This is a genomic window from Acinetobacter rongchengensis (genome assembly GCF_003611475.1).
Lineage (GTDB): Bacteria > Pseudomonadota > Gammaproteobacteria > Pseudomonadales > Moraxellaceae > Acinetobacter > Acinetobacter rongchengensis.
In genome coordinates, this window is record NZ_RAXT01000002.1 from 44,712 (window position 1) to 60,005 (window position 15,294).

Consider the following 15,294-nt stretch of genomic DNA (forward strand, 5'->3'; position numbering starts at 1 on the left):
ATTGTGTTAATAGCAAATATCGATATCAGCTTCAGATTATTTAGCCAAACTTCTTATCTGCTTGATCTAGCTTTACCAATTCCTCACGGTCTTTAACGCCCCATTTCGGTTCAGGTGCTTGATAATTTTCAAACTTATTTAAAATCTCTTCAATAGATGCAGACTGAATCAGTTGATCAGTAAAACGTGCCTTAGAGAAACCTTTATCCGTAGTGAGTTGAATAAATTTAAGTAAATCATCATAGAAACCATCAACATTTAAAAATGCACATGGTTTTAAATGAATCCCCAATTGCGCCCAAGTCCATTGTTCAAAAATTTCTTCAATCGTTCCCGCACCGCCGGGTAAAGCAATAAATCCATCGGATAATTCAGACATTTTAGTTTTGCGTTCATGCATATTTTTGACAATATACAATTCCGTTAGGTCAGGATGAGCCAGTTCACGATCGACTAAGCCTTGAGGAATAACCCCCAAAACTTGACCACCTGCGGCCAATGCACTGTCTGCAACAATGCCCATTAAGCCAGAACGACCACCACCATAAACCAAGGTTTTACCTTGTTTGGCGATAGTTTCACCAGTCAGTTGGGCAATATTGGCAAAGATGGGATCTGAACCTAAAGAAGAACCACAGAAAATAGCAATAGAATTCATAAATTTAACCTAATTTTAATTTTGTCATGCTACAGTGACACATGAACAATTCAGATTTTTTTTGCAAAAGAACGATGTAATCAGTGTTTTTCCTGAAATCCTTGTCTAAAATACACACATCGATTTAACACTACAGCGCAAGGGAGAAAAGACACTATGCTTGAAGCCTTTTACGCCACTGAGCGCGGTAGCTTGGAAGATGCAACCATTAATGGAGGATTTGACCTACACCCAGAATTGGTGTGGATTGATCTCATCGCACCTTCACAAGAAGAACAAGAGTGGGTATTGGATGCTTATGAACAAAACTTACCCACGCTCAAATCTCTAGAAGATATTTCCTCGTCTGCACGATTTTACCGTGATGATGATGGTATTTTACATATCAGTACGTATTTTTTAACGAAAAATAAAAACTATCAAGTTGAAGGCGACGCTGAAGATTCTTCAAATATGTTAGCAACTGTTCAAACTGTTGCATTCATTTTACATAAAGACCGCTTATTCACACTTCGTGGTGAAAAACTGGTTGCTTTCCGTGCCTTTCGAGCACGTGCTCGACGTAATGACTACGATATTGAATATAAAGACCCCACGTGGATTCTTTTAGGTTTACTTGAAGCAAAACTGGATGAGCTTGCGGATATCTTGGAAGATATCCACAAGGACTTGGAATTATACTCAACAGAAGTACTCAACGTTCGCCATCGTGAAATGATTCTAGACCTAGATGACATGATTACCCGTTTAGCGCAAAAGGAAGACGTTTTAGGAAAAGCGCAACTGTGTTTAATTGATCTACGTCGTGTTTTAACATTCCTATCACGTCCTCGTGCTTTGGGCAGTCATATCTACGATGCAGATATACGAGAGCTCAGTGAAGATGTGCGTTCTCTTGTAGAACATGATGCATTCTTATTCCAAAAGGTTCGATTCTTATTAGATACAACCTCTGGGTTCATTAATACCGAACAGAACGATACGATTCGTCGATTCTCTATTTTACCCAGCATGCTTGCGCCTCCAATGTTAATTGCCAGTATTTACGGCATGAATACTGAAGTATTACCTTTTGCGCATGGGACAACCAGTTTTTATATTGTGATTACCATACTTATTGCTTTTTTTGTTGGGCCACTGGTTTACTTTAGATGGAAAAAATGGATTTGAGCGAATTTTAACGTATTACCTCAAAGCAATACGCAAGAAATGTATGGTATTTAATAACTGTGTACTTCAAAGCAATAAAAAAGCACCCTTAGGTGCTTTTTTATTGCTATGTCAATGATTTAAATAATTTTTAAATCATCTTGTAAATGACAGGCTTGAATGATTTTCATCATCTTTTCAGGAACCGCCTTCAATTGTAGACCTTGCGTATTTGGGGTATGACGCAACCATTGCACCAATACAGATAAAGCCAAGGTACTGCCATTTTCAAGCTGAGCCAAATTCACAGTGATTGGGAAATTTTTTTCATTTCGAATAACCTTTAAACCATTCAAATAATAGTTTTCAGCATTCTCATAAGCGATCTTACCGCTCACATGTAATTCCTGATCTCTAAATTCAATCATTCACTACTACCTATCTAACTGATCTTACTTCTTATTCACCGCAGCATCTGCATCAGGTTTGAACGTTGCAATTGCTTTATCAATATTACCGCCATTACGCTGTACGTTAGCAGCAAACTGGTTACGGAACTGTAGACCTAAATCGATACCCGATACGTTCAAATTACGTACTTTCCATTGGTTACCGACATCAGACAATTGGAAAGATACAGGAATCTTTTCGCCTTTGTTATTGAAGTCAATCGTAACCACAGGGAATTTACTATTGGTCGCTTTATAAGGGCGCATTGAATAGGTCTGGCTTGAGTACTTAGCAAAAGCAGAACCATAATTCTCAATTAAAGTATTACGGAAGTTCTGTTCAAACTGCGCACGTTGTGCAGGAGTACTTGCATTTGCATAAGTACCCATGACAATACGAGTAAATGCTTGACCATCGACATAAGGATCAAGATTTTGACGTACAATCGCTTTGATCGTTGCAGGATTTTGTAATTTACCTTGATCAGCTTTTAAACGGCTAATTAAACCATCCGCTACACGCTTAACAAATGCTGGTGGTGCTTCTGCAGGCGCAGCTTGAGCTGCTGTTACAACCATTGTTGCCAATACACTTGCAGCGAAAGTTTGTTTAAAAAGCATATTCATTTAAATCACTCCTCTAATGCTTATTCGACAAATGATGTCTGAGCATCAGTTGTTTCGGTTGTTGCAGCTTCATCTTGAGCTTTTGAAGAGTCAGAAGATGATTTTCCTGCGCCACCCGTAATAAATTTGGTAATTAAGTCTTCAAGATCCATTGTACCTTGAGTATTGGCAATACTCTCACCACGCTTGATGTAACTGATTCCACCGCCTGGTACAATTTTCAAATACTTCTCGCCCAAAAGACCATTTGTAGCAACCATTATGTAAGCATCTTCATCAATATTGGTGATGGATTTCATGTTACTCAACAGTTGCTGTTCCATTTCTTTTTGTTTCTGAGGTGTCGCCGCTTGATAATCCGCACTGTAACGCAAATCACCCAAAGTATTCTCTTTTACTTTCTCCAACTGTTCTGCATTAAAAGAAGTCAGAGAACCATCTAAATCAAAATGAACCGTTGCTTGGCGTGTGACTGGATCAAGTGTAATCGATTCAACTTGTCCAATTTTGACTCCGCTCATGGTCACTTTCGCACGTGGTTTTAAACCATTGACATTGTCAAAAGTTGCAGACATTTCATAGCTATCTTTAAGATTTGTACCGACCAATCCACTCACTTTCATTGCCAAGAAAAATAAAGCAATACCGAAAATGATGACAAAAACACCTACGGCCAGCTCACTTGTACGTGATTTCATTAAACACCTCCGAACATGACCGCAGTCAACACGAAATCAAAACCTAAAACACATAACGATGAATACACAACAGTACGTGTCGTAGATGTTGCGATACCTTCAGATGTCGGTTCACAGGCATAGCCTTGATACACCGCAATCCAAGTACAAATTAAAGCAAAAACAAAACTTTTAATGATCGTCCCATTCAGTACATCTTTCATAAACTGTGTACTGCTGAGAATACCACTCCAATAAGAACCTTCGTCAGCGCCAAGAAAATCAACACCAACCATTTTACCGCCCATAATACCAATCGCAGCAAAAATCACAGACAGCATCGGCAAGCTAATGATACCCGCCCATAAGCGTGGTGAAACCACACGTTTTAATGGATCAACACCAATCATTTCCATACTGGAAAGTTGCTCAGTGGCTTTCATTAACCCGATTTCAGCAGTTAAGGCTGATCCAGCTCGACCTGCGAAAAGTAAAGCTGCGACTACAGGTGCAAGTTCACGTAATAATGTTAAAGCAACCGCAGCGCCTAACATGGCTTCACTACCAAACGTGACCAAAATGTTATACATCTGTAGTCCGAGTACTGCACCAATAAACAAACCAGACACAGCAATGATCAGTAGTGATAACACACCTACGCGATACATTTGATATATAAACAATTTCACGCCTAAAAGCGTAGGCATTGAAAATAAAATACGCAGCAACATTGTTGTTGCAACGCCAATTCCCTGAACACGTTCTAGAACGCGTCTACCTAATAAGGCAATAGCATTCATGAACCAACCTCATTACTTAAATAGGCTTGATGACTAAATTGATAATCCACAGGGCCTTCTATAGAGCCTGTTAAAAACTGACGAACAAATGGTGATGCATGGTTTCTTAATTGTTCAGGTGTACCTTCGCCCTGAACTTTACCTTCTGCAACCACATAGATGTAATCGGCAATTGAAAGTGTTTCATCAACATCATGCGATACAATAATCGTTGTCAAATCTAAAGCTTCACGTAATGAACGAATTAAACGAGACAAAACCCCCATCACAATCGGGTCTTGACCTGCAAAAGGCTCATCATACATGATCAAATCTGGATCTAAGGCAATCGCTCTAGCCAATGCTACACGTCGATTCATACCACCCGAAAGCTCAGCTGGCATTAACTTTTCAGCACCACGTAAGCCAACAGACTCCAGTTTTAAAGCCACCAGTTCTGCAATTAAATTTTCAGGTAATTTGGTATGCGCACGAATTGGAAACGCCACATTTTCATATACAGACATGTCTGTAAATAATGCACCACTTTGAAATAACATTCCCATACGGGCACGAGCTGCAAACAATTCATTACGTGACATCGACGCAATATTTTTGCCATCAAGCATCACTTGACCAGCGTCTGGAGTAAGTTGACCACCAATCAATCGTAGTAAGGTAGTTTTACCTGTTCCAGATGGCCCCATAATTGCGGTAATCTGTCCACGACGAATCTGTAAATTCACATTATCATAAATAATGCGTTCACCTCTGTTAAAGCTTAAATTCTTAACCTCGATTAAAGCTTCTGTTTCGGCATGATTTTGCTTATTCATAGCTGAACATTTTCCTGCATTTATCAGCCCACATACTATACTCTTAAATACGTATATTTATGTAATTAAAAGATAATGGAATAGATGAAATTCATTACTTAAGTGATCGTAAATTTATTTTTTATAGTTTTACTTTTTTATTTTTTTAGTTCAAATAACAAAAAATACTTAACCTGAGATTAAACCATAGATTAAGTAGCCGATGTTAGAAACCACCAAAATCGAAAAGATGTATGACATCACCATACCAAGCGTTAAATTTTCCTGATGTGAATTCATATTTTTATAACTCATATTTCTCTATTTAACTTAAAAGTTTGATCAATTACACATTTTTATTTTAACAAATATTCTTGAACTTGCAATAAAAAAACCAGTCCGAAGACTGGTTTTTACTTAATTTTATTTCATTAGTCGTTAAATTTGCGACGTGGACGGTCAGCGTTAAACTCACGCTTTGGACGATCTTCACCACCGAACGAACGCTTAGGACGATCTTCACCACCAAAAGTACGTTTTGGACGATCATCGCCAAAAGAACGTTGTGGACGATCACCAAAACCACCTTCACGACGTGCTGGACGGTCACCAAAATCACGTTTTGGACGATCACCGAAGCTACCTTCGCGACGTGGTTTATAGTCTACGCTATTACCACGGTTGTCATCATTTGAGTTAAAACGAGGCTTGTCATTAAAACCACCTTCACGACGCGGGCGATCATTGTCGAACTCACGACGTGGACGATCTTCGCCACCGAATGAACGCTTAGGACGGTCTTCAAAACCACCTTCACGACGTGGGCGATCATTGTTGAACTCGCGACGTGGACGATCTTCACCACCGAATGAACGTTGTGGACGGTCAGCATAACCACCTTCACGGCGTGCTGGACGATCACCAAAATCACGCTTAGGACGATCATCACCATAAGATGGACGGTCACCACGAGGTTTGTCATCATAGCTACGACGTGGACGGTCATCACCACCTTCACGGCGTTTGAAGTTTGATTCACCTTCAAAACGACGACCACCGCCGAATCCGCCACGACCGCCATCACGACGACCACCGCCATTGCGACCACGACCACCATCACGACCACCACGTGCAGGAGGTGGAGATGGCTCTAAACCTTCAATTTCAGAAACACTTAAACGTGCATCTAAATAATCTTCTAAAGCACGGATTTTACCGCGTTCACGGTAAGTCGCTAAAGTAATTGCTTTACCAGTACGACCCGCACGACCTGTACGACCAATACGGTGTACATAATCTTCATTCTTCATCGGAAGACCGAAGTTAATTACGTGAGAAATCGTTGGTACGTCAAGACCACGAGCAGCTACGTCTGTAGCAACCAGGATTTTTGCACGGCCTTCACGAATGCTACGTAAACGACGGTTACGTACAGTTTGTGGCATAGCACCATGAAGTGCTACAACTGAAAGACCTGCTTCTGCAAGCTCTTCAGCAAGCATGTCTGTATCTTCTTGAGTTGAAGCAAATACAACAGCCTGATCTACATCTTCTTCACTTAACCAATGCGTAAGCAATTTTTTCTTATGCTCAAAACCATCAGTCCAATGTAAAGTTTGGGTAATGTCAGTATTTGTAGAATGACCTGTTTCAATTGCAATACGTTGTGGATCATTCATCATGCGTTCAGCAAGATTAATAATACGTGGTGCAAATGTTGCAGAGAACATTAATGTTTGTTTACGGTTTAATGCTAAATCACTGATCGCTTCTAAGTCTTCAGAGAAACCTAGATCAAGCATACGGTCAGCTTCATCAACAATTAAAGCATCAACTGAATCAAGTTTAATTTGACGACGGTTGACAAGATCAAGTAAACGACCTGGAGTCGCAACAACAACTTGTGCACCTTTTAATTGTTGGATTTGCTTACCAAAAGGCATACCACCCATGATAGCAGCAACACGTACACCTTTCATATGGCGTACAAATGCAATTGCATCTTGACATACTTGTTGTGCAAGTTCACGAGTCGGTGAAATAACTAAAATGTTTGGTTGAGTTACTGCTTTCATACGTTCTTTAAAAGGTACAAAAGTTTCTTGACCAGCTAAAGCGTTTAACGTTGGAAGTAAGAATGCAGCAGTTTTACCAGAACCTGTTTGGCTTGATACAAGAAGGTCTTTACCTTCTAAAGCCGCAGGAATAGATTGTTCTTGAACGGGAGTAGGCGTAGTAAAGCCAAGTGATTCAAGTGCTTTCTGTAGTGATTCGTCTAAAGAAAATTCAGCAAAAGTTTTGCTCATAGAGATATTCACCCTAATGTGGGTGCTCCATTAATATATGGTCTGATGGACATCGGCAAAAAGCGGCACAGCAATAATCGCTGAAAATATAGAATCAGCGGCGATCCGAGAACGACGATGCGTATAACGCACATTTGATTACAGCCGCAACCTGAAGGAATCGCTTAAGCGATTGGGTGGGGCGCGAAATAATGTCCTCTCTTTTGGACCGGACGCGCATACACAATATAGAAGAGAAATGTTCAGGTAATGAACGAAATTTAGTGCGTGCGCGGAGTATAGCAGAATTTTAAATAATGTCACTAAGTTTTAGTGTTTTATATAAATATTTTCAAAAAACTATCCAAACTAAAAAATTATCTTATTAAAATTCAATATTTTGATTATAAAAATAAATCAAATTATTTTACTAATGAATAAAGTAGAGTATTTATAAATAAAAAGATATGACCGAGATTAGAATAAATAGACTTCTTACATATGTCAGCTTGTGAAAAAATTAATTCATAATGGGAGTTCCCTCTCCTTTATAAAGGATGAGCGTTATTACGCGCAAGAGGGAGAGGATTTATATGAACTCCCCTCATCCTAACCTTCTCCATGAGCCATATATGGTGCAAGAGAAGGAACTTTCAATTTGTAATTCTATTACTACCATATTTAAAGAAGGGGCTAAGGAAGCTAAAGAGGGTTTTCAATAAAAAAGCCCTCATTCACATGAAGGCTTTTTAAAACTCAATCTGCTGAAATTATAAATTACTTCGCAGCTTCACCCCAAGCAGGAACAACTTGTTGCATCAATGGCTTTAACATTTTCATAGAACAAGCGATCACTTGACCATTTTCCATAGAATCTGTACCACCACGTGCATCAACCACAGTACCGCCCGCTTCTTTTACAATGAGTTCGCCAGCAGCGATATCCCAAGGTTTTAAACCCAGTTCAAAATAAGCATCAAAACGGCCCGCTGCAACATAAGCTAAATCTAAGGCTGCTGAACCTGAACGACGGTATTGTGCACCCGCTTCAGTAACGTTTAACAATGAGTCAAAATGGTTTTTCGCATAAGAAACAATTTCACCATTACGTTTTGCACGGTAAGCATGACCTACAGCCATAAACGTATTTTCAAGGCTATCTTTAACATTTACACGAATACGGCGTTGATTCAACATTACACCACGACCACGGCTAGCAGAGAATAACTCATCTTTCACAGGGTCATAAATAACACCGTGTTGAGTTACACCTTTATGTTGAACAGCAATAGAGACACAGAAATGAGGGAAACCATTGATAAAGTTTAAAGTACCATCAAGCGGATCAATCACCCAACACCAATCAGCGTCGTGGCCTTTACCTTCTTGTAGTCCAAATTCTTCACCAAGGAAGCTGTGATTTTTATAACTTTTACGAAGCGTATCAATCGTTAATTGCTCGATGTAACGGTCTACACGAGTCACAGGGCCATCGATACCTTTTTCTTCGACTTGCAGATCGAGTTTATGACGATTTTGATGCGCTTTTAAAAGCTCTTGACCAACTAATTGAGCCGCACGCGCAGCCATCACCACCATAGGTTCCATTGAACACCCACTACAAATTTGAAGATACTGATAAAGAATAATGCATAAAAGCCCCAACATTTTAGCAAATATTGAGGCTTTTAGGGAAATTTTGTTTCTAAAATTTTACAATTTGAATTTTTACAGTCAATTAAACTGTCTGAACAAGTTTCAACCATGCCTGTTCGATTGAATTTTGAATACCATCTGCATCCAATCCACAATCTCTTAACATTTCAGCATGAGTTGCTTGAGCTAAAAACGCATCAGCTAAACCCAAATTTAAAATCGGTTTTACAATTTGAGCCTGTGCAAGGAATTCATTGACTGCACTGCCCGCACCTGCCATAACTGCATGCTCTTCAACCGTGACAAATAAACTGGTTCGATCCGCTAAATCACCAATCATTTGCTCATCCAGCGGTTTCACAAAACGCATATTCACCACACGAATTGCAATATCAAGCTGTGAAGTGAGTTGTTTTGCAGCATCCAATGCAGGTTGAACACGGCTACCAAAAGCTAAAATGGTAATGCTTTCATCATGTTCAGTGTTCAATTCTAACAATAGTTCTGCTTTACCGATTTCAAGTTCAATCAGTTGTTGTTGAATTTCCACACCTAAGCCATTACCACGTGGGTAACGTACAGCTGTCGGCCCTTTATGTAAGTAAGCTGTGTGTAACATTTGACGGCATTCATTTTCATCTTTTGGTGCCATAATCACCATATTCGGTACGGTTCGCATGAATGCATAATCATATGCACCCGCATGGGTTGGCCCATCTTCACCAACCAAACCCGCACGATCAATACCAAACGTCACATCTAAATTTTGTAAAGCAACATCGTGAATAAGTTGATCATAACCACGTTGTAAGAATGTAGAATATATAGCGACAACAGGCTTTAAGCCTTCACACGCCATACCCGCCGCCAAGGTCACTGCATGTTGTTCTGCAATAGCAACATCAAAGTAGCGTTCAGGGTATTGTTTTGCAAATTGTACCATTCCAGAACCTTCGCACATGGCTGGCGTAATGGCTAACAACTTATTATCGAGTGCAGCTTCATCACAGAGCCATTGTCCAAATACATCTGAATATTTCGGCGCTGTTTTGATCGGTTCAGCTTTTGCAGGCGCTGTATTTAATTTGCTAATCGCATGATATTTAATTTGATCTGCTTCAGCAGGTGCAAAGCCTTTGCCTTTCACCGTATAGATATGAATCAGGCGTGGCCCTTTACGCTTTTTAAGCGCATTGAATACTTGTACCAATTGCTCAACATCATGCCCATCAAACGGACCAAAATAATCAAAACCAATCGCTTTAAATAAGTTATCTGCTGCATCGGTTGCAGATTGATGTAAGCGTGAGGTGTAATTCCACTCAGGATGATCTTGAATAAAAGCTTGACCTTGTTCGTCAATATTAACGAACTGCCCTTGCTCCCAAATCGAAGCCAAATGTTTAGCAAAACCGCCTGTACTGCATGAAATAGACATATCATTGTCATTCAAGACGACCATCAAATCGGCATCGTGTGCCACGGCATCGTTCATGGCTTCAAAAGCCATACCCGCAGTCATTGCACCATCACCAACAATTGCCACAACATCGCATGGATTTTGTTGATAACGACGTGCCAAAGCCATACCTAAACCTGCTGAAATTGCAGTAGAAGAATGACCAACACCAAAAGTATCAAATTCAGATTCATCACGTGCAGGAAAAGCAGCTAAACCATTTTTTGAACGAATCGTGGTTAATTGCTCACGGCGACCTGTCAACACTTTATGCGGATAAGCTTGATGACCTACATCCCAGACCAAACGATCATCGGGTGTATTAAAACAATAATGTAATGCAACAGTAAGCTCGATAACGCCAAGGTTTGCACCAAAATGCCCACCACTTTGTCCAGCAGCATACAAAATAAATTGACGTAACTCGTCTGCAACTTGTGCCAATTGGCTTTGCTCGAGTTGACGTAATTGTTGAGGATGATTAATCGCATCCAACAATGGCGTAACAGGACGTTGACTAGGTATTTCGGTATACAACATATGTGGCAAAGCCTTCTAAAGCCTGGCAAATCTAAGCTAGGTACACGGGTTAGCATGATCGTGAAATCGAATCATATCACATTCAATCAGCCACATTTATAACGATGCGTCACAGAACAATATTGAATGCGACAAGTGTGCTCGTAAATTAGATTATCCTGAATAATCTATCTATATATCAACTATTATCGTTTGCTTTATACAAAAAAGAAATTTTTAAAGCAAACTTATACTTAAAAACTTGTTTTACAATTCTACCAATGCCCGAGCATTACGCTATACTTTAACCAATTTCTAAACAAATAATGGAAGATTCTGTGTCAATCGCGTTTGTTGCCACTTCAAATTTACCCACTGCTTATGGTGAATTTAAAATTTCTGTATTTCAGGATCCCCAAACAGGCGAAGAGCATATTGCTCTTTCTAAAGGTTTGGAAACTGCTCCCACTCAACCAGTATTGGTCCGTATTCATTCAGAATGTTTAACGGGAGATGCCTTCGGTTCGTTAAAATGTGATTGCGGCCCACAATTACACAACACTATGAAAATGATGAATGATGCAGGTCAAGGCGTGATTTTATATTTACGTCAAGAAGGGCGTGGTATTGGTTTAACCAATAAAATCCGTGCTTATGCATTACAAGATCAAGGGCATGATACTGTAGATGCCAATTTATTATTAAACTTACCTGCTGATGCACGTACTTATGATATGTGTACCATCATGCTCGATCAATTACAGGTTAAACAAGTCAAGCTGATTACCAATAATCCGTTGAAATTAAAAGCGTTAACTGATTTAGGGATTGATGTTGTTGATCGTGTTCCTTTGACTGTCGGTTTAAATAAATTTAATGAAGATTATTTGAAAACCAAACATGAGCGTATGTCGCATATGTATGAAAAAGATGATTTTTGAGAATAAAAAAAGCGATATAGTTTTAAAATACATGATCTAAAAATATTAAATCCTCCCCCAACCCTCCTTTTCTAAAGGAGGGGGCTTCAACAGAGTAAATTGAATTCACTACAGTCAAAAATAGAATCAAACCGTCATCGAGAAAATCTGTGTTTCAGGTTTTCTACGCTTTAAGCGTAAATCAAAGGCCATACAAATATTACGAACAAAAGGCTTTCCTTGTTCGGCAATCACAATACGATCTTTTTCAATCTGCAATAAACCATCTTGTTGCATCTCGACTAACTGCTGAATCACTTCTGCACGCTCAGGAAAATCCATCGCTTGTTCTGACCAAGAGGTTTCAAAAGTACACATCAAGTTTAAAATATGCTTACGGATTTTTAAATCTTCTGCATCTAAAACATGCCCTTTAAAAACAGGAATTTCATTATTTTCAAGGCGAGCATAATAGTCTTCTAAGACCTTTTCATTTTGAGCAAAGCTATACCAACTATCACTAATCGAAGATACCCCCAAACCAATCATCACTTGGGTTTTAGACGAGGTATAACCCATAAAATTACGATGTAAACTACCCGTTTTAAATGACTGATACATCCCATCATGCTCTAAAGCAAAATGATCCATGCCAATTTCATGATAACCATGCGCCAACAGTTTTTTCTTTCCTTCCTCATACAAAGTACGTTTCAGATCATCTTTTGGAACATCATAATCTTTAAAACCACGTTGACCATTGCCCTTAATCCAAGGCACGTGCGCATAGCTATAAAAAGCCAAACGATCAGGCAATAAACTGTTGGTTAAATCAATGGTTTTTAATACATCTTCCAAGCTTTGAAATGGTAAGCCAAAAACCAAATCATGGGAAATGGATTGATACCCCATTTCTTTTGCCCACTTTGTGACATTTGCTACATGTTCAAATGGTTGAATACGGTGAATCGCTTTCTGCACATTCTCATTATAATCCTGCACACCATAACTGACACGGCGAAATCCTAATTCATATAAGGCTTGTAAATGTGCTTTGGTGGTATTATTTGGATGACCTTCAAAACTGAATTCATGTCCTTCCGCTATGCTTGCTTTGGCTAAAATACCCTGAATCAGTTGCTGCAAATGTTCAACTGAAAAAAATGTCGGTGTCCCACCGCCCAAATGTATTTCTTTAATTTGCGGAGTATCACCCAATAACTGACAATATAATTCCCATTCTTTTAATACGGCCTGAATATAAGGTTGTTCAACCTCATGGCGTTTCGTTACTTTTTTATGACAGCCACAAAAAGTACATAAACTTTCACAAAAAGGTAAATGGATATATAAGCTAATACCTTCTGTTGTATTTGACTCATCAAATGAACGCTTTAAGCTTTGTTTCCATTGTTGTACCGAAAATGAGGCTTCATCCCAATAAGGAACTGTTGGATAACTGGTATAACGAGGACCAGCAACATTGTATTTCTGTATGAGGGAACAACTCATATTCATGACTTAAGGCTCAACTAACATCAATTTTTCTTCAGTAATCAAATCAATGATTTCTTACGCAACCTATTGTGCTGAGCTTATCGTTTGAATTCAACCTAGCGAAATGATCGGAATTCCAACAGCATTTTCAAAATTTAGAATAGATTTTCAATGAGTTGTCACCAATACCACCACTTTTCAGCAATCTACTTAATTTTTTGACCAATTTATGTTTTGATGTATATAGCCTTCCCTGCCCCCTATTTAGAGGACTGTCATGCAGAACCCGACTTCAGCAGATATTCAACGCGTCCGTGAATTTCTTATCGATTTACAAGCACGTATTTGTTCAGCCTTAGAACAACAAGAAAAATTAGGTGGTGGTACAGCAACTTTTGAAGTCGATGACTGGCAACGTCCTGAAGGTGGTGGTGGTCGCTCACGTGTCTTACAAAATGGCACAGTGATCGAAAAAGGTGGCGTGATGTTTTCTCACATTAACATTTCTAAATTACCTGCCTCGGCGACTGAACGTCATCCCAATATTGCTGGAGCGAAAGCGCAAGCTATGGGGGTTTCACTGGTTATTCACCCGCGCAATCCCAATGTTCCAACCTCGCATGCCAATGTTCGTTTATTTGTTGCTGAACCTGAAGGGCAAGATCCAATTTGGTGGTTTGGTGGTGGTTTTGACCTCACGCCTTTTTACCCAAATGATGAGGATGTTTTGGCATGGCATCAAACAGCTGCTGAGCTTTGCGCCCCATTTGGTGAAGATATTTATGCAAAACATAAACAATGGTGTGATGATTATTTCTATTTAAAACATCGTGATGAACAGCGTGGTGTAGGTGGATTATTTTTTGATGACCTAAATCAATGGGACTTTGAAAAATGTTTTGAATATATGCAAGCGGTGGGAAATGGTTATTTAAAAGCCATCACCCCAATCTTTCAAAAAAATCAAAATAAACCACATACTCAAGCTCAACGTGACTTCCAGTTGTATCGCCGTGGTCGCTATGTCGAATACAATTTAGTGTATGACCGTGGTACGTTATTTGGTCTACAAACAGGTGGTCGTATCGAATCGATTCTGGTGAGTATGCCACCGCTTGCAGCATGGTCATACCGTCCTGAATGGGATGAAAATAGCCCTGAAAAGCGTTTAGTCGAATATTATCTCAAACCTCACAATTGGCTTGCTGAACTATCCTAAGTCAAAAACATGCTATTTATTGCGAATGATCAAATTTTCGCACTATTCACGCTCAATTTTATCTCAAAGCTAAGCTTTTAATAAGTTTAGCTTTTTCTTATTTTCCTATTTTTAGAAAGATTTACTCACAATTAATAATGAGAATAAATCACAATTAGTCTGCTTTTTAATTTTGTTTTAACTTAAATTTGTTTACTATACGAAACTTAAAATTTTCTTAATTTTTTATTTAGTTTCTATTTTATTTTAGTTTCTATCTTATAAATTATTTAATTGATTTCCCACCTTATACTCGAGGTTGAGTAATGAAAAATTTACTAGAGAATCATAAAGTTATAGTATCATTAACTGTGCTTTTTTTATTAATCTGCTCAATTACTGTGACGATCATATCCAATGACAACCTTTCTGACAGTATTTCAATTACCTCAAGTATCATACTTTCTATCGGCTTCCTCGTAATTTTTGCAATGATTTTCTTAGACTTTTTAGAATCCATTTGCAACCCTTGATCAAAGAACCGCCTGAATAAATTAAAATACCTAAAATAAAACGGATAAAAATACGATAAAACTTTACTCAGTT

The 15,294-nt window shown here is 38.9% G+C and carries 13 protein-coding genes; 3 read left to right on the plus strand and 10 right to left on the minus strand.

Annotated elements, in window-relative coordinates; translation table 11 throughout:
- Nucleotides 1-40: 40 nt before the first annotated feature.
- A complete protein-coding gene (locus tag D7V20_RS01640) occupies nucleotides 41-658 on the minus strand; it encodes an LOG family protein (protein WP_120382607.1) in 618 nt (205 codons plus the stop codon).
- 156 nt (nucleotides 659-814) lie between these two features.
- Here D7V20_RS01640 and D7V20_RS01645 point away from each other — a divergent pair, with 156 nt between their 5' ends.
- The gene (locus D7V20_RS01645; protein ID WP_120382608.1) at nucleotides 815-1,828 is read left to right on the plus strand and encodes a CorA family divalent cation transporter; all 1,014 of its coding nucleotides are present in this window, start codon (nucleotides 815-817) and stop codon (nucleotides 1,826-1,828) included.
- A gap of 119 nt (nucleotides 1,829-1,947) precedes the next feature.
- On the opposite strand, the gene D7V20_RS01650 is transcribed toward D7V20_RS01645, so the two are convergent.
- The 8 genes from D7V20_RS01650 to dxs all read right to left on the minus strand — a co-directional run bounded on the left by D7V20_RS01650 (nucleotide 1,948) and on the right by dxs (nucleotide 11,094).
- Nucleotides 1,948-2,235, minus strand: a complete 288-nt coding sequence (locus tag D7V20_RS01650; protein WP_120382609.1) for a toluene tolerance protein — start codon at nucleotides 2,233-2,235, stop codon at nucleotides 1,948-1,950.
- 24 nt (nucleotides 2,236-2,259) lie between these two features.
- Nucleotides 2,260-2,883 carry an MlaC/ttg2D family ABC transporter substrate-binding protein gene (locus tag D7V20_RS01655; RefSeq protein ID WP_120382610.1) on the minus strand — a complete coding sequence of 208 codons (624 nt, stop codon included), beginning with the start codon at nucleotides 2,881-2,883 and terminating at the stop codon, nucleotides 2,260-2,262.
- Between the two features lie 20 nt (nucleotides 2,884-2,903).
- Nucleotides 2,904-3,581 (minus strand): outer membrane lipid asymmetry maintenance protein MlaD, encoded by a 678-nt coding sequence (gene mlaD / locus D7V20_RS01660; RefSeq protein WP_120382611.1) that lies wholly within the window; start codon nucleotides 3,579-3,581, stop codon nucleotides 2,904-2,906.
- Nucleotides 3,581-4,360, minus strand: coding sequence for a lipid asymmetry maintenance ABC transporter permease subunit MlaE (gene mlaE / locus D7V20_RS01665; RefSeq protein WP_120382612.1), 780 nt, complete (start codon nucleotides 4,358-4,360; stop codon nucleotides 3,581-3,583). Before mlaE ends, mlaD begins: the two co-directional genes overlap by 1 nt.
- Complete coding sequence (locus tag D7V20_RS01670; RefSeq protein WP_120382613.1) at nucleotides 4,357-5,175, minus strand: ABC transporter ATP-binding protein; 819 nt, start codon at nucleotides 5,173-5,175, stop codon at nucleotides 4,357-4,359. Before D7V20_RS01670 ends, mlaE begins: the two co-directional genes overlap by 4 nt.
- Before the next feature lie 410 nt (nucleotides 5,176-5,585).
- On the minus strand, nucleotides 5,586-7,460 hold the full coding sequence (locus D7V20_RS01675) for a DEAD/DEAH box helicase (RefSeq protein ID WP_120382614.1): 1,875 nt from the start codon (nucleotides 7,458-7,460) through the stop codon (nucleotides 5,586-5,588).
- A 756-nt stretch (nucleotides 7,461-8,216) separates the two neighbouring features.
- Nucleotides 8,217-9,047: an inositol monophosphatase family protein gene (locus tag D7V20_RS01680; RefSeq protein WP_120382615.1), complete on the minus strand. Its 831-nt coding sequence runs from the start codon at nucleotides 9,045-9,047 to the stop codon at nucleotides 8,217-8,219.
- Between the two features lie 130 nt (nucleotides 9,048-9,177).
- Nucleotides 9,178-11,094, minus strand: coding sequence for a 1-deoxy-D-xylulose-5-phosphate synthase (dxs, locus tag D7V20_RS01685; RefSeq protein WP_120382616.1), 1,917 nt, complete (start codon nucleotides 11,092-11,094; stop codon nucleotides 9,178-9,180).
- A gap of 317 nt (nucleotides 11,095-11,411) precedes the next feature.
- On the opposite strand from dxs, the gene ribA reads away from it, so the two are divergent.
- Complete coding sequence (gene ribA, locus D7V20_RS01690; protein ID WP_120382617.1) at nucleotides 11,412-12,014, plus strand: GTP cyclohydrolase II; 603 nt, start codon at nucleotides 11,412-11,414, stop codon at nucleotides 12,012-12,014.
- A gap of 126 nt (nucleotides 12,015-12,140) precedes the next feature.
- Here the strand turns inward: ribA and hemN are convergent, their stop codons facing one another.
- Nucleotides 12,141-13,505: an oxygen-independent coproporphyrinogen III oxidase gene (gene hemN, locus D7V20_RS01695; protein WP_120382766.1), complete on the minus strand. Its 1,365-nt coding sequence runs from the start codon at nucleotides 13,503-13,505 to the stop codon at nucleotides 12,141-12,143.
- Nucleotides 13,506-13,767: 262 nt separating this feature from the next.
- Here hemN and hemF point away from each other — a divergent pair, with 262 nt between their 5' ends.
- Entirely contained in the window at nucleotides 13,768-14,709 is a 942-nt protein-coding gene (gene hemF / locus D7V20_RS01700) for an oxygen-dependent coproporphyrinogen oxidase (protein WP_120382618.1), read from the plus strand.
- Nucleotides 14,710-15,294 lie beyond the last annotated feature (585 nt).

What these genes read in the sequence shown, in the direction of transcription:
- D7V20_RS01650 (WP_120382609.1), bottom strand. Translation starts at nt 2,235, where the DNA reads ATGATTGAATTTAGAGATCAGGAATTACATGTGAGCGGTAAGATCGCT.
- D7V20_RS01645 (WP_120382608.1), top strand. Translation starts at nt 815, where the DNA reads ATGCTTGAAGCCTTTTACGCCACTGAGCGCGGTAGCTTGGAAGATGCA.
- D7V20_RS01680 (WP_120382615.1), bottom strand. Translation starts at nt 9,047, where the DNA reads ATGGAACCTATGGTGGTGATGGCTGCGCGTGCGGCTCAATTAGTTGGT.
- hemF (WP_120382618.1), top strand. Translation starts at nt 13,768, where the DNA reads ATGCAGAACCCGACTTCAGCAGATATTCAACGCGTCCGTGAATTTCTT.
- mlaE (WP_120382612.1), bottom strand. Translation starts at nt 4,360, where the DNA reads ATGAATGCTATTGCCTTATTAGGTAGACGCGTTCTAGAACGTGTTCAG.
- mlaD (WP_120382611.1), bottom strand. Translation starts at nt 3,581, where the DNA reads ATGAAATCACGTACAAGTGAGCTGGCCGTAGGTGTTTTTGTCATCATT.
- D7V20_RS01670 (WP_120382613.1), bottom strand. Translation starts at nt 5,175, where the DNA reads ATGAATAAGCAAAATCATGCCGAAACAGAAGCTTTAATCGAGGTTAAG.
- D7V20_RS01640 (WP_120382607.1), bottom strand. Translation starts at nt 658, where the DNA reads ATGAATTCTATTGCTATTTTCTGTGGTTCTTCTTTAGGTTCAGATCCC.
- hemN (WP_120382766.1), bottom strand. Translation starts at nt 13,505, where the DNA reads ATGAGTTGTTCCCTCATACAGAAATACAATGTTGCTGGTCCTCGTTAT.
- dxs (WP_120382616.1), bottom strand. Translation starts at nt 11,094, where the DNA reads ATGTTGTATACCGAAATACCTAGTCAACGTCCTGTTACGCCATTGTTG.
- D7V20_RS01675 (WP_120382614.1), bottom strand. Translation starts at nt 7,460, where the DNA reads ATGAGCAAAACTTTTGCTGAATTTTCTTTAGACGAATCACTACAGAAA.
- D7V20_RS01655 (WP_120382610.1), bottom strand. Translation starts at nt 2,883, where the DNA reads ATGAATATGCTTTTTAAACAAACTTTCGCTGCAAGTGTATTGGCAACA.